16 protein-coding genes are annotated in these 18,865 nt (G+C 61.9%); 10 read left to right on the top strand and 6 right to left on the bottom strand.

Features of this window, described 5'->3' with window-relative positions; translation table 11 throughout:
* Window positions 1-255: 255 nt before the first annotated feature.
* The 6 genes from tkt (at window position 256) to fba (ending at window position 6,688) form a co-directional block, all read left to right on the top strand.
* The gene (tkt, locus tag MOQ67_RS29470) at window positions 256-2,253 is read left to right on the top strand and encodes a transketolase (RefSeq protein WP_017844956.1); all 1,998 of its coding nucleotides are present in this window, start codon (window positions 256-258) and stop codon (window positions 2,251-2,253) included.
* Between the two features lie 209 nt (window positions 2,254-2,462).
* Entirely contained in the window at window positions 2,463-3,512 is a 1,050-nt protein-coding gene (gene epd, locus MOQ67_RS29465; RefSeq protein WP_017844955.1) for an erythrose-4-phosphate dehydrogenase, read from the top strand.
* A gap of 18 nt (window positions 3,513-3,530) precedes the next feature.
* Window positions 3,531-4,694: a phosphoglycerate kinase gene (locus MOQ67_RS29460; protein WP_017844954.1), complete on the top strand. Its 1,164-nt coding sequence runs from the start codon at window positions 3,531-3,533 to the stop codon at window positions 4,692-4,694.
* 26 nt (window positions 4,695-4,720) lie between these two features.
* Window positions 4,721-4,948, top strand: a complete 228-nt coding sequence (locus MOQ67_RS29455; protein WP_017844953.1) for a hypothetical protein — start codon at window positions 4,721-4,723, stop codon at window positions 4,946-4,948.
* A gap of 60 nt (window positions 4,949-5,008) precedes the next feature.
* On the top strand, window positions 5,009-5,341 hold the full coding sequence (locus MOQ67_RS29450) for an MliC family protein (protein WP_017844952.1): 333 nt from the start codon (window positions 5,009-5,011) through the stop codon (window positions 5,339-5,341).
* A 282-nt stretch (window positions 5,342-5,623) separates the two neighbouring features.
* Entirely contained in the window at window positions 5,624-6,688 is a 1,065-nt protein-coding gene (gene fba, locus MOQ67_RS29445; protein WP_003177554.1) for a class II fructose-bisphosphate aldolase, read from the top strand.
* A 181-nt stretch (window positions 6,689-6,869) separates the two neighbouring features.
* Here fba and MOQ67_RS29440 read toward each other — a convergent pair whose 3' ends face one another.
* Window positions 6,870-7,535, bottom strand: coding sequence for a polysaccharide lyase family 7 protein (locus tag MOQ67_RS29440; RefSeq protein WP_102617721.1), 666 nt, complete (start codon window positions 7,533-7,535; stop codon window positions 6,870-6,872).
* A 312-nt stretch (window positions 7,536-7,847) separates the two neighbouring features.
* Here MOQ67_RS29440 and MOQ67_RS29435 point away from each other — a divergent pair, with 312 nt between their 5' ends.
* The 3 genes from MOQ67_RS29435 to MOQ67_RS29425 are packed head-to-tail and all read left to right on the top strand — an operon-like array spanning window position 7,848 to window position 10,813.
* Window positions 7,848-9,953 (top strand): putative bifunctional diguanylate cyclase/phosphodiesterase, encoded by a 2,106-nt coding sequence (locus tag MOQ67_RS29435; protein ID WP_017844950.1) that lies wholly within the window; start codon window positions 7,848-7,850, stop codon window positions 9,951-9,953.
* A 43-nt stretch (window positions 9,954-9,996) separates the two neighbouring features.
* Window positions 9,997-10,497 carry a M48 metallopeptidase family protein gene (locus MOQ67_RS29430; RefSeq protein WP_010207148.1) on the top strand — a complete coding sequence of 167 codons (501 nt, stop codon included), beginning with the start codon at window positions 9,997-9,999 and terminating at the stop codon, window positions 10,495-10,497.
* 19 nt (window positions 10,498-10,516) lie between these two features.
* Entirely contained in the window at window positions 10,517-10,813 is a 297-nt protein-coding gene (locus MOQ67_RS29425) for a winged helix-turn-helix domain-containing protein (RefSeq protein WP_017844949.1), read from the top strand.
* A 58-nt stretch (window positions 10,814-10,871) separates the two neighbouring features.
* Here the strand turns inward: MOQ67_RS29425 and MOQ67_RS29420 are convergent, their stop codons facing one another.
* Entirely contained in the window at window positions 10,872-11,324 is a 453-nt protein-coding gene (locus MOQ67_RS29420) for a GNAT family N-acetyltransferase (protein ID WP_104904317.1), read from the bottom strand.
* A gap of 202 nt (window positions 11,325-11,526) precedes the next feature.
* On the opposite strand from MOQ67_RS29420, the gene MOQ67_RS29415 reads away from it, so the two are divergent.
* Window positions 11,527-12,264 carry a substrate-binding periplasmic protein gene (locus MOQ67_RS29415; RefSeq protein WP_046487940.1) on the top strand — a complete coding sequence of 246 codons (738 nt, stop codon included), beginning with the start codon at window positions 11,527-11,529 and terminating at the stop codon, window positions 12,262-12,264.
* Between the two features lie 4 nt (window positions 12,265-12,268).
* Here the strand turns inward: MOQ67_RS29415 and yccS are convergent, their stop codons facing one another.
* From yccS to mdtD, 4 genes are all read right to left on the bottom strand, one after another.
* Complete coding sequence (yccS, locus tag MOQ67_RS29410; RefSeq protein WP_104904318.1) at window positions 12,269-14,452, bottom strand: YccS family putative transporter; 2,184 nt, start codon at window positions 14,450-14,452, stop codon at window positions 12,269-12,271.
* Window positions 14,453-14,611: 159 nt separating this feature from the next.
* Window positions 14,612-15,790: a BaiN/RdsA family NAD(P)/FAD-dependent oxidoreductase gene (locus MOQ67_RS29405; RefSeq protein WP_104904598.1), complete on the bottom strand. Its 1,179-nt coding sequence runs from the start codon at window positions 15,788-15,790 to the stop codon at window positions 14,612-14,614.
* A 159-nt stretch (window positions 15,791-15,949) separates the two neighbouring features.
* A complete protein-coding gene (gene dbpA / locus MOQ67_RS29400; protein ID WP_231590016.1) occupies window positions 15,950-17,287 on the bottom strand; it encodes an ATP-dependent RNA helicase DbpA in 1,338 nt (445 codons plus the stop codon).
* 131 nt (window positions 17,288-17,418) lie between these two features.
* Entirely contained in the window at window positions 17,419-18,846 is a 1,428-nt protein-coding gene (mdtD, locus tag MOQ67_RS29395) for a multidrug transporter subunit MdtD (protein ID WP_102617718.1), read from the bottom strand.
* Window positions 18,847-18,865 lie beyond the last annotated feature (19 nt).

Raw genomic sequence — 18,865 nt, 5'->3', positions numbered from 1 at the left:
CCAGCAGTCTAGTGACGGGTGGAAATCATCGCAAGGCCAATATCAAAAAGTTTTGATATTGGTCGATAAGTGGCGGTTATAAGCGAGCGCTATTCCCGTTAGACGAAGCGGCGGCAGGGTTCTGCAGGCGATTGCCGCGCAAACCACAGGAAAAACGCCCTCAAGTGACTATCTGTCATTGCCCGCAGGCGGTGGCTGAGGGAAAATGCCGGTCCTTTTTTCCGTTTCTTTTATTCAACCCTCAGGAGAACAGCGATGCCCAGCCGTCGTGAGCGTGCCAACGCCATTCGTGCCCTCAGCATGGATGCCGTGCAAAAAGCCAACAGCGGCCATCCCGGTGCCCCGATGGGCATGGCGGATATCGCCGAGGTACTCTGGCGTGACTACCTGAAACACAACCCGACCAACCCGTCTTTCGCCGACCGTGACCGCTTCGTGCTGTCCAACGGCCACGGCTCGATGCTGATCTACTCGCTGCTGCACCTGACCGGCTACGATCTGACCATCGACGATCTGAAAAACTTCCGCCAGTTGCACAGCCGTACCCCGGGTCACCCGGAATTCGGCTACACCCCAGGCGTCGAGACCACCACCGGTCCCCTGGGCCAAGGCCTGGCCAACGCCGTCGGTTTCGCCCTGGCTGAAAAAGTCCTGGGCGCGCAGTTCAACCGCCCCGGCCACCACATCGTCGACCACCACACCTACGTATTCCTGGGTGATGGCTGCATGATGGAAGGCATTTCCCACGAAGTCGCTTCCCTGGCCGGTACCTTGGGCCTGGGCAAGCTGATTGCCTTCTACGACGACAACGGCATCTCCATCGACGGCGAAGTCGAAGGCTGGTTCACCGACGACACCCCTAAGCGCTTCGAAGCCTACAACTGGCAGGTGATCCGCAACGTCGACGGCCACGATCCGGAAGAAATCAAGACCGCCATCGACACCGCCCGCAAGAGCGAGCAGCCGACCCTGATCTGCTGCAAGACCACCATCGGTTTCGGCTCGCCGAACAAGCAAGGCAAAGAAGACTGCCACGGCGCCCCGCTGGGTGACGCGGAAATCGCCCTGACCCGTGAAGCGCTGAAGTGGAACTACGGCCCGTTCGAAATCCCGGCCGACATCTACGCCGAATGGGACGCCAAGGAACAAGGCCTGGCCACCGAAGCCGAGTGGGACCAGCGTTTCGCCGCCTACTCCGCCGAATTCCCGGAGCTTGCCAATGAGCTGGTACGCCGCCTCGCCGGTGACCTGCCTGCCGACTTCGCGGAAAAAGCCTCGGCCTACATCGCCGAAGTCGCGGCCAAGGGCGAGACTATCGCCAGCCGTAAAGCCAGCCAGAACACCTTGAACGCCTTTGGCCCGTTGCTGCCTGAGTTCCTCGGCGGTTCGGCCGACCTGGCCGGTTCCAACCTGACCCTATGGAAAGGTTGCAAAGGTGTCTCCGCCGAAGACGCCAGCGGTAACTACATGTACTACGGCGTGCGCGAATTTGGCATGAGCGCGATCATGAACGGCGTGTCCCTGCACGGCGGTCTGGTGCCTTACGGCGCGACCTTCCTGATGTTCATGGAATACGCGCGCAACGCAGTGCGTATGGCCGCGCTGATGAAGAAACGCGTGATCCACGTGTACACCCACGACTCCATCGGCCTGGGCGAAGACGGCCCGACCCACCAGCCGGTCGAGCAATTGACCAGCCTGCGCACCACGCCGAACCTGGATTGCTGGCGCCCAGCCGACGCGGTCGAATCCGCCGTGGCCTGGAAACACGCGATCGAGCGCAAGGACGGCCCTTCGGCGCTGATCTTCTCCCGTCAGAACCTGCAACATCAGGTTCGCACTGACGCGCAGATCGCTGACATCAGCCGTGGTGGCTACGTGCTCAAGGACTGCATCGGCGAGCCGGAGCTGATCCTGATCTCCACCGGTTCCGAAGTCGGCCTGACCGTTCAGGCCTACGACAAGCTGACTGCCCAGGGCCGCAACGTGCGCGTGGTGTCCATGCCTTGCACCAGCGTGTTCGAAGCCCAGGACGCCGACTACAAGCAATCGGTATTGCCGCTGCAGGTCAGCGCGCGTATCGCCATCGAAGCGGCTCACGCCGACTACTGGTACAAGTACGTGGGCCTGGAAGGCCGCGTGATCGGCATGACCACCTACGGTGAGTCGGCGCCGGCGCCAGCCTTGTTCGAAGAGTTCGGTTTCACCCTGGAAAACATCCTGGGTCAGGCTGAAGAGCTGCTGGAAGACTAAAAGCGCGAACGCGGTGGCCAACTGGCTGCTGCACACAGATGTGCGGTGGCGACTGCCCATCGCACCCACTGTAGGAGCGAGCTTGCTCGCGAAGATCGTCAACGATAACGCAGCGTCTCTGGTTTGACGCGGCGCTCTCTCGTTCTTCGCGAGCAAGCTCGCTCCTACATTGGTTAGATGGTTTGTGTCGCCCACACTGCGAGAACCCCATGCCCCAACCGCGTCCTTACAAAGTTGCACTCAACGGCTACGGCCGTATTGGTCGTTGCGTCTTGCGTGCTCTGTTCGAGCGAGGGGCGGCGGCCGGGTTTGAGATTGTCGCGATCAACGATTTGGCCGACATGGCCAGCATCGAATACCTGACACGCTTTGACTCCACCCACGGCCGGTTCCCCGGCGAAGTGCGGGTGGAAGGCGATTGTCTGCATATCAAGGGCGACTGCGTGAAAGTGCTGCGCAGTGCCACCCCCGAGGGCATCGACTGGGCGGCGCTGGGCGTCGACCTGGTGTTGGAATGCTCCGGTGCCTATAACACCCGTGCCGACGGCCAGCGTTTTCTCGATGCCGGCGCGCCGCGTGTGCTGTTTTCCCAGCCGATGGCCAGCGAGGCGGATGTCGACGCCACCATCGTCTACGGCATCAACCAGGATTGCCTGACCGGCGCTGAGCGGCTGGTGTCCAACGCTTCCTGCACCACCAACTGCAGCGTGCCGTTGTTACGCCTGCTGGACCAGGCGATCGGCGTGGACTACGTGTCGATCACCACCATCCACTCGGCGATGAACGACCAGCCGGTGATCGACGCGTATCACCATGAAGACCTGCGCCGCACGCGTTCGGCGTTTCAGTCGGTGATTCCGGTGTCCACCGGTCTGGCGCGTGGCATCGAACGGCTGTTGCCGGAACTTGCCGGGCGAATTCAGGCCAAAGCCGTGCGGGTGCCGACGGTGAACGTTTCATGCCTGGACATCACCATGCAAACCGTCAGCGACACCGATGCGGTGGAGGTCAACCGGATTCTGCGCGACGCCGCCACCAGCGGCCCGCTCAAAGGTTTGCTGGCCTACACTGAGTTGCCCCACGCCAGTTGTGATTTCAACCATGACCCGCATTCGGCGATTGTCGATGCCAGCCAGACCCGCGTTTCCGGCCCGAGGCTGGTGAATATCCTGGCCTGGTTCGACAACGAATGGGGGTTTGCCAACCGAATGCTGGACGTCGCAGAACACTATCTGCAAACAGCCTCTCCAAAACTTTAGCCTCAGGAATTGCCACCCATGACCGTGTTGAAGATGACCGACCTCGATCTGCAAGGTAAACGCGTACTGATTCGCGAAGACCTCAACGTCCCAGTCAAGGACGGTGTTGTCACCAGCGATGCGCGAATCCTGGCCTCGCTGCCGACCATCAAGCTGGCCCTGGAAAAAGGTGCGGCCGTGATGGTCTGCTCCCACCTGGGTCGTCCGACCGAAGGTGAGTTCTCGGCCGAAAACAGCCTCAAGCCTGTGGCCGATTACCTGAGCAAGGCCCTGGGCCGCGACGTGCCGCTGGTGGCTGACTACCTCGGCGGCGTCGACGTGAAAGCCGGCGACGTCGTGCTGTTCGAAAACGTGCGCTTCAACAAGGGCGAGAAAAAGAACAGTGACGAACTGGCCCAGCAATACGCCGCCCTGTGCGACGTGTTCGTGATGGACGCCTTCGGCACCGCCCACCGCGCCGAAGGTTCGACCCACGGCGTGGCCAAGTTCGCCAAGGTCGCTGCCGCCGGCCCGTTGCTGGCTGCCGAGCTGGACGCGCTGGGCAAGGCCCTGAAGGCGCCGGCCCAACCAATGGCGGCCATCGTGGCCGGTTCCAAAGTCTCTACCAAGCTGGACGTGCTCAACAGCCTGAGCCAGGTCTGCAACCAGTTGATCGTCGGCGGCGGCATTGCCAACACCTTCCTGGCCGCAGCCGGTCACCCGGTGGGCAAGTCGCTGTACGAGCCGGACCTGCTGGACACCGCTCGCGCCATCGCGGCCAAGGTCAGCGTGCCGCTGCCGGTGGACGTGGTCGTGGCCAAGGAATTTGCCGAAAGCGCTGAAGCCACCGTCAAACTCATCGATGACGTGGCCGCTGACGACATGATCCTGGACATCGGCCCGCAAACCGCAGCCAACTTCGCGCAATTGCTGAAAGCCTCCCGGACCATCCTGTGGAACGGCCCGGTCGGTGTGTTCGAGTTCGACCAGTTCGGCAACGGCACCAAAGTGCTGGCCAAGGCCATTGCCGAAAGCTCGGCATTCTCCATCGCTGGCGGCGGCGACACTCTGGCGGCCATCGATAAATATGGCGTTGCCGACCAGATCTCCTACATTTCCACCGGTGGCGGCGCGTTCCTCGAGTTCGTCGAAGGCAAGGTCCTGCCGGCGGTTGAAGTCCTGGAAAGCCGAGCCAAAGGCTGAGGCAGATCAGGAAAAGGAGCCTTCCCATGATCAAGTCGTTGGCACTGGTGATCGCAGCGGGCCTGTTGGCCGGCTGCGGCAGCACGCCGAGCGCGGCGCCGGCGCCTGGAAAGGCGCTGCCGGCGCAGAAAAAAAGCTGCTACCAAGCTGATTGGCAAGCCGAGACCATGCCGGTGATCAACAAGCGCATGGGCAACGAACGGCTGGAGAAATACGACTCTGCGCCCAACGGTCAGGAACAGGGTTGCCCTTGAAGGGTCTGATCAACTAACCGACTGCAACGCAGGCCCAAGGCCTGCGTGCGAGGATTGGCAATGAAAGGCGTTTTCGCCCTGGCAGCACTGGCCTTACTGGCCGGTTGCAGCAGCATGAACATGTTCAACAAGGCAGAGCCTGCCGACAAATGGACGACCTGGACCTGCGACAGCAAGGCCGAGGTCAACTGGCGCTTTGCCAACCCGGCCCGCACCGAAGTGGATGTCCGCCTCGGCGGCTCGACCCAGGTTTACCGCCTCAAGCAGGACGTGGCGGCATCGGGTGTGCTCTACAGCAACGATCAGTTGGCGTTTCACACAAAAGGTGAGGAAGGCCTGGTTTACTGGGTGGCCACCGACGATCTGATCGGGCGTGGCTGCAAGGCCCAGTAAACAGAACACGGTCTCAACATTAATGAGACCAAAATGTGGGAGGGGGCTTGCCCCCGATAGCGTTGGGTCAGCCACCCGCGATGTCGACAGGTAAATCGCCATCGCGGGCAAGCCCCCTCCCACATTGATCCGGTTCCAAAGTGATACAGGCAGTGAACCGGATAGTGAAAAAACGATTCAGCAGGCCAGGTATGCAAAGCCTGACCGGCAATAACTTGAATAGCAGCCGCCGCTACGGCAGGCTTGCACGATTAACGACCCTCGACCGGGAGAGACAACACAATGGCACTTATCAGCATGCGTCAAATGCTGGACCACGCAGCCGAGTTCGGCTACGGCGTCCCAGCCTTTAACGTCAACAACCTTGAGCAGATGCGCGCCATCATGGAAGCCGCTGACAAGACCGACTCCCCAGTGATCGTCCAGGCTTCGGCCGGTGCGCGTAAATACGCCGGCGCCCCGTTCCTGCGTCACCTGATCCTCGCCGCGATCGAAGAATTCCCGCACATCCCGGTGTGCATGCACCAGGATCACGGCACCAGCCCGGACGTGTGCCAGCGTTCCATCCAACTGGGCTTCAGCTCGGTGATGATGGACGGCTCCCTCGGCGAAGACGGCAAGACCCCGACCGACTACGAGTACAACGTGCGCGTCACCCAACAAACCGTGGCCATGGCTCACGCCTGCGGCGTCTCGGTTGAAGGCGAGCTGGGCTGCCTGGGTTCCCTGGAAACCGGCATGGCTGGCGAAGAAGACGGCATCGGCGCCGAAGGCGTGCTGGATCACAGCCAGATGTTGACCGACCCGGAAGAAGCCGCCGACTTCGTCAAGAAGACCCAGGTCGACGCCCTGGCCATCGCCATCGGCACCAGCCACGGCGCCTACAAGTTCACCAAGCCGCCTACCGGCGACGTGCTGGCCATCGACCGCATCAAGGAAATCCACAAGCGCATCCCCAACACCCACCTGGTGATGCACGGTTCTTCCTCGGTGCCGCAAGAGTGGCTGGCGATCATCAACCAGTACGGCGGCGACATCAAAGAAACCTACGGCGTACCGGTTGAAGAAATCGTCGAAGGCATCAAGTACGGCGTGCGCAAGGTCAACATCGACACCGACCTGCGCCTGGCATCCACCGGCGCGATGCGTCGCCTGATGGCCACCAACCCGAGCGAATTCGACCCACGTAAATTCTTCGGTGCCACCGTGACCGCGATGCGCGATGTGTGTATCGCACGTTATGAAGCGTTTGGTACTGCGGGCAATGCTTCGAAGATCAAGCCGATCTCCCTGGAAGCGATGTACCAGCGTTACCTGAAAGGTGAGTTGAACGCTAAGGTGAACTGAGCCTCAAGCGTTTAAAAAGAAGCCCGCAGCGATGCGGGCTTTTTTTGCGGCTGGAATTTGATCAGCTTGCAGGCGTGTAGGACCAGCACCGAGTCCTAAGGCTACACAGGGGAACGGCGTTTACCAGGGCGTGCTCATTGTGCTGATCAGACAATGCCTGCTCGTAATGAGGCCAATCCGTTCACTCGTGATCAATATCCAACTTCGCAAACGTCACCTTCGCCCCTTCCTTGCTATCCCCGCTGTTGTCCTGCACATACGCCCCCGCCTTGAAATACAGCGGCTTGCTGCCCCAGGCCGCGCCAATGCGCTCATTCCACTGCCCGTCGGCTGCTACGACACTGAGCAACCCGGCTTTGTTGAGGTTGATCACGTAGGTAAAACTCTTCTCCAGCGGCACATTGGAGGCGACGATGATCACCCGGCTTTCATCGTCGTCCGGGCGCATGCGGACCTTGGCGACAATGTTGCCGGTCTGGGTTTTTTCCTTGAACTGGTATTCCACCTTGATCAAGGGTTTCTGGCTGTCGTAGGCGTGGATCTGGCCGATGACGATTTTCCCGGAGGAGGGCACCTGGTTGACGGCCAGCGTGGCGCGCAGATAATTGTCGGCTTCGGGGTAGGTCCAGTTGCGCAGACGCCCGTCGGCGTAGGTTTCGCGCAGTTCGCTGCGGGGGTAAATGGCGTTCTCGGTACGTGTGCCGGTGACGGGTGTCCAGAATTGCACGTTGCTGCCTTCGGCCTGGAAATATTGGTCATTGAAGCCACTCATCAGCTTCGGGGTGTTGATGGTCGCGGGGGGCGAGCCGACCGGAATGCTCAGGTTCCAGGTGGAAAGATCAATCATGGCGTAGGCCTTTTTACAGATAGATATAGGCTTTGGCCCTTGGGCCAGACAGCATCTTTATAGGCGGTAGTCCGCCGCTTGTTAATGAATGCCTGGCAAATTATTGACGCCAAGGGAATGTCAAAAAGCCATGTTCCCCATGAACCGTGGGCTGCAGGGGTTGACCGTTAGTCGGCTTAGCAGTCTTTGGTGCGATGATGGCCCCCGCTTCACTTCTGATTTTTGGGAACCAAGGCTAGAGTGAGACCTCAGTGCTTGCCCGGGTTTTCTCTCAGAACTGACCGGTGCGGTACCTTAAGGAAGAGACGTAGCATGGAATGCGCTCCACACCAAGGCGATGGCGGTTCGGTTCTTCTGGTGGTCGATGACTACCCGGAAAATCTGATTAGCATGCGCGCCCTTTTGCAAGGTGATGACTGGCAGGTGGTGACCGCCGGTTCCGGCCTGGAGGCTCTGGAACTGTTGCTCCAGCACGAGGTAGACCTGGTGCTGCTCGACGTGATGATGCCCGGCATGGACGGTTTTGAAGTCGCCCGCCTGATGCGCGGCAGCCAGCGCACGCGCATGACGCCGATCATCTTTCTCAGCGCGAATGCGCAATCGCCGGCCGCCGTGCTGGAAGGTTATGCCAGCGGCGCCATCGATTACCTGTTTAAACCCTTCGACCCGCATATCCTCAAGCCCAAGGTCCAGGCGTTGCTGGAGCAGCAGCGCACCCGTCGGGCGTTGCAGCGCCTGAGCCATGACCTGGAGTCCGCCCGCGCCTTCAATGCCTCGGTGCTGGACAACGCCGCCGAAGGCATCCTCGTGGTGAGTGATGCGGGCGTGATCGAGTACGCCAACCCGGCGATTTCGCGCCTGCTCAATGCCACGCACGATGAGCTCAAGGGCAAGGATTTTTTGAGTTTCCTGCAAAAACCCCATGTGCCTGCCTGGCTGGAATCGCAGATGTACGCCGGTTTCCGTCAAGGCCAAACCTGGCGTTTGCATGATGCGATCTTGCGTACCGGCCGCGGTCAGCAGGTGCCGGTGGCGCTCTCTTGTGCGCCGTTGCCCGCCGAGCAGAAGGCCATGGTGGTGACCGTGTTGGACATGTCCGAGGTCTGCCACCTGCATCAGCAACTGGAGTTCCAGGCGGTGACCGACCCGCTGACCGGGTTGTTGAACCGTCGTGGCTTTTACCAGGCCGTGGAAAACTCCCTGCTGCGCAGCGATCGCACCGAGCAGTCGCTGGTCTTGTTGTACCTGGACCTCGACGGCTTCAAACGGGTCAACGACTCGCTGGGGCATGACGCGGGTGATCGGGTGCTGCGCTGGGTTTCGGAACAGTTGCAGAGCTGCCTGCGTTCCTACGACATTCTCGGACGCATGGGTGGGGATGAATTCACGGCGTTGTTGGAGCTGGAGTTCCCCGAACAGGCGGCGAAGATTGCGGAAAAACTGATCGAGCGGGTGTCTGTTTGCCAACAGGTGGATGGCTTGGAGGTGATGCTCGGGGTCAGCATCGGCATCGCGACTTTTCCGGATTGCGGCTCGGACTTGGGCGGCCTGTTGCGTGCGGCTGACATCGCCATGTATGAGGCCAAGCGTGCGGGGCGTCAGCAATATCGCTATTACGATCAGGAAATGAACGGTCGTGCCCGCTCGCGGCTGATGCTCGAGGACAGCGTGCGCAACGCCATTCAGAACAAGGATTTCACCCTGGTGTACCAGCCCCAGGTGTCTCTGGAGGACGGCCATCTGCGCGGCGTCGAGGCGTTGTTGCGCTGGCAGCACCCGAGTGTCGGCGATGTACCGCCGGGGCTGTTTTTGCCGCTGCTGGAAGAGGCGCGGCTGATCAGCCAGTTGAGTGCCTGGATCTACCACCAGGTCGCCGCTCAGCGTCAGGTGTGGCAAGCCATGTTCGAGGATGAACTGGTGTTGAGCGTGAGCCTGAGCAGCAGCCAGTTCAACATGCCCAACCTGGCGAGCCAACTGCAGCAAGTACTCGACCGACATGGGTTGCAGGGGCGCCAGTTGGAGGTGGAAATCGGCGAGGACAGCCTGATGCATAACCTCGAAGCGTCCGCCAAGCAGTTCAAGTTACTGCGCGCGGTCGGGGTACGCATCGCCCTGGATGATTTTGGTTCCGGCCACTGTTCCCTGGCCCATCTGCGCGACCTGCCATTCGACACGCTCAAGCTGGACCGCCAATTGGTCGCGGGCCTGCCGGGCTCGGCGCGGGATGCGGCGATGGCCCGTAGCATTATCGAGTTGTGCGGGCATTTCGGTGTGCTGGTAGTCGCCGAGGGCGTAGAGACGCTGGAGCAAGCCCAGTGGCTCAAGGCCAATGGTTGCCCGTTTGTCCAGGGGCCATGGGCGGCCCCACCGTTGATGGCCGGGGCGGTGGTCGACTGGTTGCGCGCCCGTTCCTGCTGAATTCGCTACACTGGCGCCCATTCGAACCCTGTTGCAGACCTCAATGACCGCGCTGAAATACCTCCAGGCCTATCCCGCTGCCCTTCAGGAGCAAGTGCGCCAACTGATCGCCAAGGACCAGTTGGGCGCCTACCTGGAGCAGCGTTACCCCGAACGTCACGCCGTGCAGAGCGACAAGGCCCTGTATGCCTACGCGCTGGCCTTGAAACAGGAGCACCTGCGCAACGCGCCGGCTATCGACAAAGTGCTGTTCGATAACCGCCTCGACCTGACCCACCGTGCCCTCGGCCTGCACACCACGATTTCGCGGGTGCAGGGCGGCAATCTGAAGTCCAAGAAAGAAATCCGGATCGCCGCGCTGTTCAAGGAGGCCGCCCCGGAATTTCTGCGCATGATCGTGGTACACGAACTGGCGCACTTCAAGGAATCGGACCACAACAAAGCGTTCTACAAACTCTGTGAGTACATGATGCCGGGCTACCATCAGGTGGAATTCGACCTGCGCGTGTACCTCACGTATCGCGACCTGCAGGGCAAACCCTGACTTTCCAAGGCGGTTGACCATGGATGTGAGCAAGACCAAGAGCAGCTTCTACCGCCGCCTGTACGTGGCGTATCTGATCGACAGCCAGCAGGCCAGCAGCGTGCCGGCGCTGACCGAGGTGACGGGCATGCCCCGGCGCACCGCGCAGGACACGATTGCGGCATTGGCGGATCTGGATATCGTCTGCGAGTTCGAGCAGGAAGACGGCGCGCGCAATCATGCGGGGTGCTATCGGATTCGCGACTGGGGCGCGATCGATCGGCGGTGGATCGAGGCGAATCTGGCGTCGATCAAACAGGTCTTGGGTTATCCCTGAGGCTTGGCGGTCAGCTGGGCTGACGCTATCGCGAGCAAGCCCGCTCGCGATGGGGCCATCAGGCGCGCCGCATGCCGATGTGCGGAATGTCGTCCTCAAGGTATTCCTCACCCGCCACCAAAAAACCATACCGCGCGTAATACCCCCGCAAATGCGCCTGGGCTGAGAGAAAGATCGGCGTCTCTGGCCAGATATCGTCAATCTGCTTGAGGGTTTCCTCCATCAGCAGATGCCCCAGCCCGGTGCCGCGTGCCATCGGTGCCACGATCACCCGGCCGATCACCACATCCCCGGCCTGGGTCTCCGGGTCCAGCAGGCGCAGGTAGGCCACCAGGTCGTCGCCTTTCCAGGCCATCAGATGGTGGGTATCGCCTTGCAGGTCCTGCCCGTCGATGTCCTGGTAGACGCACTTTTGCTCGACAACGAAGACCTCGCTGCGCAGGCGCAGAATGGCGTACAGCTGTTCCTTGCCCAGGTCGTTGTGATGTTTGCAGACCCATTCGACTGTCATGGTGTGGTTCTCTTGGAAGTGTCTGTCCCGGATAGTAAGCGCGGCGGGCACTTCTGTCTAAATCGACTGTTTGGATCAGTGACATCAATCCGCCATCATTGTGTGCATTCAGCGGCGGGTTCTTTGTGTAATCTGAGCTACTGTTACATCCTCAGGCACCGCCTGAGCCAGGGCCACCGCCTGCCTGCCAAGGACTTTAAGCATGCCGCGATTCTCTCGTGCCGTTGCTTTGATTGGAATGTTGTTGCTGGCCCAGCCGGCGTTCGCACAGCGTCTGCGCCTGGTGGCAGATGCCTGGCCACCCTTTACCGATGCCACCTTGATCAATGGTGGGCTGGCTACCGATATTGTCAGCACAGCCTTGGCCCGCGCCGGTTATGCCAGTGATTTCGAGCAGGTGCCCTGGGCTCGCGCGTTGATGGGGGTCGGCGATGGGCGCTATGACGTGGTGGTCAACGCCTGGTATGACGAGGCCCGCACGCGCCTGGGGCAGTTTTCCGCTGAATACCTGATCAACCGCCTGGTTTTTATCAAGCGTCGCGACGATCCCATCGAGTTCCAGAACCTTGAGCAACTGCACAACTATCCCATCGCCGTGGTGCGGGGGTATGCGTATTCCGCGGCGTTCGACCAGGACACGCAGTTACAGAAAGTCCCGGTACACAACTTCGCCATGGCGGTGCGGATGCTCGTTGCGCGCCGGGTACGCCTGACGGTGGAGGACGAATTCGTTGCCCGTTATTACCTGGCGCAGGAGTCGGCGCGGGTGCGCAATGCGGTGGAGTTTTTGCCGCAGCCGTTGAGTGAAAACAGCCTGCATATTCTGGTCAGTCTGAAGAACCCCGAGCATGAGCAGATCGTTGCCGGTTTTGACCGCGAGATTGCCAAGATGAAGGCCGACGGCAGTTATGCGCGGTTGATGAAGCAGCACGGCATGTAGTGGCCTACGCCGCGCTGGTGTCTTTGATCAGGTGGGCCGCCAGGGTGCGCAACGGCCCCAACTGCCGGCAAATCAACGCCAGTTGCGTCTGCACCAGACGTTGCCCCTCATCGATCTCTTCCGGCATCTGTTCCAGCTCCGCAGCCAAGGCTTCCTCGGCATCGCTCTGAATCGAGATCGGCTGTTTATTGGCCAGCCCCGTGGCGATTTCGTCGATGCTCGCCGCCAGGGTTTTTCCCGCGCCGTCGATCAAGTGCTCGCGCACGTCGGCCGGCAGTTGGGTTTCGCGGTGCGCGCCGAGCCCCGACAGGTAGCTGAGCAAGGTGTGGGACAGCACCAGGAAGCGGAAGCCCACGTCGGCCTCCTTACGGAACTGCCCCGGCTCCATCAGCATATTCGCCAGGGTGGTGGACAGCGCCGCGTCGGCGTTGTGCGCGTTGCGTCGGGCCAGGCGGTAAGCCAGGTCGTCGCTTTTGCCGGCGGCGTATTGCTGCATGATTTGGCGCAGGTAGATGCTGTTGCAGGTCAGGGTATTGGCCAGCACTTTGTTCAGGCGCCGGCCTTGCCAGTCCGGCAGGAACAGGAACACGGTCAGGCCGGCAATCACGCTGCCGATCAAGGTGTCGAACAGGCGTGGCAGGAACAGCCCGTAGCCATCGCCCACCTGGTTGAAGCAGAACAGCACCATCAGGGTGATCGCCGCGGTGGCCAGGGTGTAGCGGGTGGTGCGGTTGATAAAGAACACCAGGCCCGCCGCGATGGCGAACATCGACTGCACCAGGGCGCTGGGGAACAGGTCGAACAGCGCCCAGGCCACGGTGAGCCCGATGGCTGTGCCGATGATCCGCTGGCCGAGCTTGCGCCGGGTGGCGCCGTAGTTGGGCTGGCAGACGAACAGGGTGGTGAGGATGATCCAGTAGCCCTGGGAAGCGTGGATCGCATGCAGGGTGCCGTAGCCGATGGTCAACGCCAGGGCCAGGCGCAAGGCGTGGCGGAACAGCAGCGAAGTCGGCGTGAGCTGGGTGCGCAGGCGCGTCCACATTTCCTTGAGGTTGCGTGGGGCACGGTCAAGCAGGTTGCTGTCGCTGGCGTCGGCCAGGGCGTCCGGGTTGCTCGCGTCGCCCAGCAGGCGGTCGAGGGTCGACAGGTTGGCCGCCAGCGCACGCAAGGAACGCAGCAGGCCGCGCCAGGCCGGGTTGCTCTGGATGCGCAGGTGTTCCATGGAGGCGTTCAGGTCGCCCAAGGCTTCGGCGAAGCTGGCGTCATAGATGAACGGCTGGCGCAGTTGGATCGATTCGGCCAGGGCCTCGCAGGCCTTGCCTTGCTGGCGCAGCAGGCGCTGGCAGCGGAACAGCACATCGCTGTGGAAGAAGGCCTCGGCCAGGGCGTTGTAGGGATAGTGCGACGAGCTGGCGCGTTCGTGGATGTCCTGGGCCAGGAAATACAGCTTGAGGTAACGACTGACCTTGGAGCCCGGCCGGCCATTGCCGACGCGGTGCAGGATGATTTCCTTCGCCGCATTCAGCGCGGCCACCACCCGGCCGTTTTGCTGGGCCAGCTCCAGGCGGCGCGCCTCCACGTTCAACTGGCGGATCGGCTCGAACAGCGACGATTTGAGCTTGAGGTAACGCCCCAACTCGCGAAACAACCGCGCCAGGCTCTGCTGCACCGGCTGGTTGGAAAACAGCACCTGCCACAGCACCGACAGCACACCGTACCAGGCGGCGCCGGCCACCAGCAGCAGCGGTTCGTGCCAGAAATCCGTGACGGCACCGCCGCGCTGGTCCACGCCGATCATGGTGTAGACCGACAGGATCAAGGTGGCCGACGCGATCGCGCCATAACGCTCACCGAGGGCGCCGAGCATGGTCAGGCCGAAACTCGCCAGGGCCAGGGCGACCGCGAAGGCCCAGGGGTAGGGGAACAACAGCTCCACCGACAGCGCGGCAATGCTGAAACACACCAGCGTCACCGCCAGGGCGTTGAGGCGGCCTTGCCAACTGTCGTCGGTCTCGGCCAGGGCACTGGCGATAATCCCCAGGAACAGCGGGATCAGCAGTGTCATTTCATCCTGATACCAGCACAGCGTCATGCTGCCGGTGAGGGCGATGAATACCCGAACGCTGTAACTGAATTTATCCAGTGCCCATAGGCGCCGCATGGACTGCTTGAACGAGGTCGATGACATGAAGGCTGGAGTCTTCCGGGACGATGCCGCTAAATTGAGCTATCAAGGACGCTGCGGCAAGGGTGGTGATCACATCACTGCACAAAATTTCTCCCGGGCACACTGAAAATCAAAATGTGGGAGGGGGCAAGCCCCCTCCCACATTTTTACCGCGTTGTGTCAGGCATATTGCGCGGCGGCGTAGCCGGAAGCCCAGGCCCACTGGAAGTTGAAGCCGCCGAGGTGGCCGGTCACATCCAGCACTTCACCGATGAAGTACAAGCCCGGGCTTTTCAGCGATTCCATGGTCTTGGACGACACTTCCCGCGTATCCACGCCGCCCAGCGTCACTTCGGCGGTGCGATAACCTTCGGTGCCTGCCGGTACCAATTGCCAGCTCGCCAGTTTTTGCGCGATGTCGGCCAGTTCGGCGTGGGTGTACTGCTTCATCGGCTTGGACACGAACCAGGTTTCTGCCAGCAGGTTGGCCATCTTCTTGGTGAAGATTTCACCCAGCAGGGTTTTCAGCTCGCTGTTGGGGCGCTCGGCTTGTTGCTGTTGCAGCCAGGCGTGGGCGTCGTGGTCGGGCAGCAGGTTGATCTCGACCGTGTCGCCGGACTCCCAATAGGAGGAAATCTGCAGAATCGCCGGCCCGCTCAGGCCGCGATGGGTAAACAGGAGGTTCTCGCGAAAGCTCTGGCCGTTGCAGCTGACCAGGCAATCGACCGACGTGCCGGATAACTCGCCGCACAGCTCCTTGAGCTGGTCGGTGATGGTGAACGGCACCAGCCCGGCGCGGGTCGGCAGCAGTTCGTGGCCGAATTGCCTGGCCACCTGGTAACCGAAGCCGGTCGCGCCGAGGGTCGGGATCGACAGGCCGCCGGTGGCGATCACCAGGGATTCGCAGCGCAGCTCGCCCAGGGTGGTCTGCAACTGGTAGCCGCTGTCGAGCTTGGTGATGGTTTCGATCGAGGTGTCCAGGTGCAGGCTCACGCCGGTCTGGATGCACTCGTCGAGCAGCATGCCGAGGATGTCGCTGGATTTGTTATCGCAGAACAACTGGCCGAGCTTCTTCTCGTGGTACGGCACGCCGTGCTTGGCCACCAGGCCGATGAAGTCCCATTGGGTGTAGCGGGCCAGGGCGGACTTGCAGAAGTGCGCGTTGTGCGAGAGGAAGTTCGCCGGTTCGGTGTACATATTGGTGAAGTTGCAGCGACCGCCGCCGGACATCAGGATCTTCTTGCCGGCCTTGTTCGCGTGGTCGATCAGCATCACCTTGCGCCCACGCCCTGCGGCGGTCAGAGCACACATCAAGCCTGCGGCGCCGGCGCCAATGATCACAACTTCGGTCGAGCGCAAAACGGTGTCCTCATACATGTTCTGATTTGAAATACAGTCAAATGTGGGAGGGGGCTTGCCCCCGATGGCGGTATGTCAGTCACCTGATGAGTTGACTGGTCCGCCGCCATCGGGGGCAAGCCCCCTCCTACAGGGGATCTCTATTGTTCGAAAGATCGTTTACAGGATCCGCACGCGCAGCGAGCGGCCTTTGATCTTGCCGTCGTTCAGGCGCTGCAACGCCTGCTTGGCGACGCTGCGTTCCACGGCCACAAACGCCTGGAAATCGAAGATCGCGATCTTGCCGACCTGGGCCCCCGGAATGCCGGCTTCACCGGTCAGTGCGCCGAGGATATCGCCCGGACGGACCTTGTCTTTACGGCCGGCGGCGATGCACAGGGTGCTCATCTGCGGCAGCAGCGGGCCACCGCTCTGTGGCTTGAGGTTGTCCAGTTGGTCCCAGTTCAGCGGCGACTTCTGCAACTGCTCGATGGCCTGGGCGCGGTGCGCTTCGGACGGCGCCACCAGGCTGATGGCGATCCCGGTCTCACCGGCACGGCCGGTGCGGCCGACGCGGTGGATGTGGATTTCCGAGTCGCGGGCCAGTTCGACGTTGATCACCATGTCCAGCGAATCGATGTCCAGGCCGCGGGCGGCGACGTCGGTGGCGACCAGTACCGAGGTGCTGCGGTTGGCGAACATCGCCAGCACCTGGTCGCGGTCACGCTGTTCCAGGTCGCCATGCAGGCCGACGGCGGAGATGCCTTTGGAGGTCAGGTGGTCGACGGTTTCCTGCACTTGCTGCTTGGTGAAGCAGAACGCCACGCACGAGGCCGGACGGAAATGCGCGAGGACTTTGGTGACGGCCTCCATGCGTTCTTCCGGCGAGATCTCGTAGAAACGCTGCTCGATCTGGTCGTCGGAGTGGAACGCTTCGGCCTTCACTTGCTGCGGCGCGCGCATGAATTTCGAGGCCAACTGCTTGATGCTCACCGGGTAGGTGGCCGAGAACAGCAGGGTCTGGCGGCGGGCCGGGGTCTTGCTGATGATGTCTTCGATGGCGTCGTAGAAACCCATGTCGAGCATGCGGTCGGCTTCGTCGAGAATCAGCGTGTTCAAGCCGTCGAGCACCAGCGAACCCTTGCGCAGGTGTTGCTGGATGCGGCCCGGGGTGCCGACGATGACGTGGGCGCCATGTTCCAGGGAGGCGATCTGCGGGCCGAGGGACACGCCGCCGCACAGGGTCAGCACCTTGATGTTGTCTTCGGCGCGGGCCAGGCGACGGATTTCCTTGGCCACCTGGTCGGCCAGCTCGCGGGTCGGGCACATCACGAGGGCCTGGCAGCCGAAGTAGCGCGGGTTGATCGGGTTCAGCAGGCCGATGCCGAACGCAGCCGTCTTGCCGCTGCCGGTCTTGGCCTGGGCAATCAGGTCCAGCCCCTTGAGGATCACCGGCAAGCTCTGCGCCTGGATCTGCGTCATCTCGGCATAACCCAGCGAGTCGAGGTTAGCCAGCATGGCGGCGGAGAGCGGCAACGTATTAAAAGCGGTGGCGATGGTGGTCACGGGACTGGCTCTGCAAAAACAAAATGTCGCGCAGTGTAGCAGTCCCGTGGGATTTTCCCTGCAAGTTCTCGACGAGACGCCTGCTAGTGTTCGATGTCGTGTTCGCGGCTGCCGATGCGTTTGCCGTCTTTTGGCGACAGTTGCAGGAAGATCGCCGCCGCCAGCATTGCCATGATGCCCACGGTGAGGAAGGTCAGCTGGAAGGCGCCGAGTACCGTGCTCACGCCGTCATTGCCCGATTCGGCGGTGAACCCGCCGAGCAGCGCACCGGCGCAGGCCACGCCGAGGCTCAGGGACAGTTGTGCCACCACCGACAGCAAGCTGTTGCCGCTGCTGGCCTGGGCATCGTCGAGGTCGATCAGGGTAACGGTGTTCATCGCGGTGAACTGCAAGGAGTTGATCGCCCCGAGTATCGCCAGCATGCCCAGCAGCAGCGGGTAGGGCGTCTGTTCGCTGACCAGGCCCATGCTCGCCAGCATCAGGCCCAAGGCCAGGGTGTTACCGGTCAGCACCACGCGGTAGCCCAGGCGTTCGATCAACGGCCGTGCAACCGACTTGGCCAGCATCGCCGCCGCCGCCAGGGGCAGCATGCTCATCCCGGCCTGGGACGGTGAATAGCCCAAGGCTACCTGCAACAGCAACGGCACCAGAAACGGCAAGGCGCCGCTACCCAGGCGTGCGAACAGGTTGCCCAGGATGCCCACCGCAAAGGTACGGGTCTTGAACAGCCCCGGCGCAAACAGCGGGTTATCGATATGCCCGGCGCGCAGCCAATAGGCCGCCAGGCAGGCCAGCCCGCCGAACAGCAGCAACATCACCCGCAGGTGCGGCAGGTGCAATTCGCCCAGGCCTTCCATGGCGATGGTGATCAACACCATCGCCGCGCCGAACAGCAGGAAGCCGATGCCGTCGAACCGCGTGCGCTCGCTGCCGCGCAGGTCGGGGATCAGTTTCCACACGGCGTAGCAGCCGATCATGCCCACCGGCAGGTTGATCAGGAAAATCCAGTGCCAGGTCAGGTATTGCACCATCCAGCCGCCCATGGTCGGGCCGAGCAACGGACCGAGCAGGCCAGGGATGGTGATGAAGCCCATGATCCGCACCAGCTCGGAGCGCGGATAAGCGCGCAGCACCACCAGCCGGCCGACCGGCAGCATCAGCGCCCCGCCCAGGCCCTGGACCACCCGCGCGCCGACGAGCATGGTCAGGCTGCTGGACAGCGCGCACAGCAGCGAGCCGATGCTGAACAGCATGATCGCGCCAAAGAAGATTTTCTTGGTGCCGAAGCGGTCGGCGATCCAGCCCGACGCCGGGATCAGCAAGGCGACGGTGAGCATGTAGGCGATCACCACCCCTTGCATGCGCAGCGGGTTTTCCGCGAGGTCCCGGGCCATCGCCGGCAGTGCCGTGTTGAGAATCGTCCCATCCAGCGATTGCATGAAGAAGGCAATCGCGACCACCCAGGGGAGCCAGCGGGCGGTCTTGGCATCGAGAGGGGCGCGATTCGGCATGGGATCCCTTTTGTTAGGA

This window comes from Pseudomonas sp. LY-1 (genome assembly GCF_053502595.1).
This window is presented reverse-complemented; position numbering and strand designations above follow the sequence as displayed.

Excerpts from the sequence above, each read along its gene's own strand:
- mdtD (WP_102617718.1), bottom strand. The coding sequence starts at position 18,846 with ATGCCGAATCGCGCCCCTCTCGATGCCAAGACCGCCCGCTGGCTCCCC.
- MOQ67_RS29420 (WP_104904317.1), bottom strand. The coding sequence starts at position 11,324 with ATGACAGTCGAATGGGTCTGCAAACATCACAACGACCTGGGCAAGGAA.
- MOQ67_RS29415 (WP_046487940.1), top strand. The coding sequence starts at position 11,527 with ATGCCGCGATTCTCTCGTGCCGTTGCTTTGATTGGAATGTTGTTGCTG.
- MOQ67_RS29430 (WP_010207148.1), top strand. The coding sequence starts at position 9,997 with ATGACCGCGCTGAAATACCTCCAGGCCTATCCCGCTGCCCTTCAGGAG.
- fba (WP_003177554.1), top strand. The coding sequence starts at position 5,624 with ATGGCACTTATCAGCATGCGTCAAATGCTGGACCACGCAGCCGAGTTC.
- MOQ67_RS29450 (WP_017844952.1), top strand. The coding sequence starts at position 5,009 with ATGAAAGGCGTTTTCGCCCTGGCAGCACTGGCCTTACTGGCCGGTTGC.
- yccS (WP_104904318.1), bottom strand. The coding sequence starts at position 14,452 with ATGTCATCGACCTCGTTCAAGCAGTCCATGCGGCGCCTATGGGCACTG.
- MOQ67_RS29455 (WP_017844953.1), top strand. The coding sequence starts at position 4,721 with ATGATCAAGTCGTTGGCACTGGTGATCGCAGCGGGCCTGTTGGCCGGC.
- tkt (WP_017844956.1), top strand. The coding sequence starts at position 256 with ATGCCCAGCCGTCGTGAGCGTGCCAACGCCATTCGTGCCCTCAGCATG.
- MOQ67_RS29460 (WP_017844954.1), top strand. The coding sequence starts at position 3,531 with ATGACCGTGTTGAAGATGACCGACCTCGATCTGCAAGGTAAACGCGTA.
- epd (WP_017844955.1), top strand. The coding sequence starts at position 2,463 with ATGCCCCAACCGCGTCCTTACAAAGTTGCACTCAACGGCTACGGCCGT.
- MOQ67_RS29440 (WP_102617721.1), bottom strand. The coding sequence starts at position 7,535 with ATGATTGATCTTTCCACCTGGAACCTGAGCATTCCGGTCGGCTCGCCC.
- MOQ67_RS29435 (WP_017844950.1), top strand. The coding sequence starts at position 7,848 with ATGGAATGCGCTCCACACCAAGGCGATGGCGGTTCGGTTCTTCTGGTG.
- MOQ67_RS29425 (WP_017844949.1), top strand. The coding sequence starts at position 10,517 with ATGGATGTGAGCAAGACCAAGAGCAGCTTCTACCGCCGCCTGTACGTG.
- dbpA (WP_231590016.1), bottom strand. The coding sequence starts at position 17,287 with ATGCTGGCTAACCTCGACTCGCTGGGTTATGCCGAGATGACGCAGATC.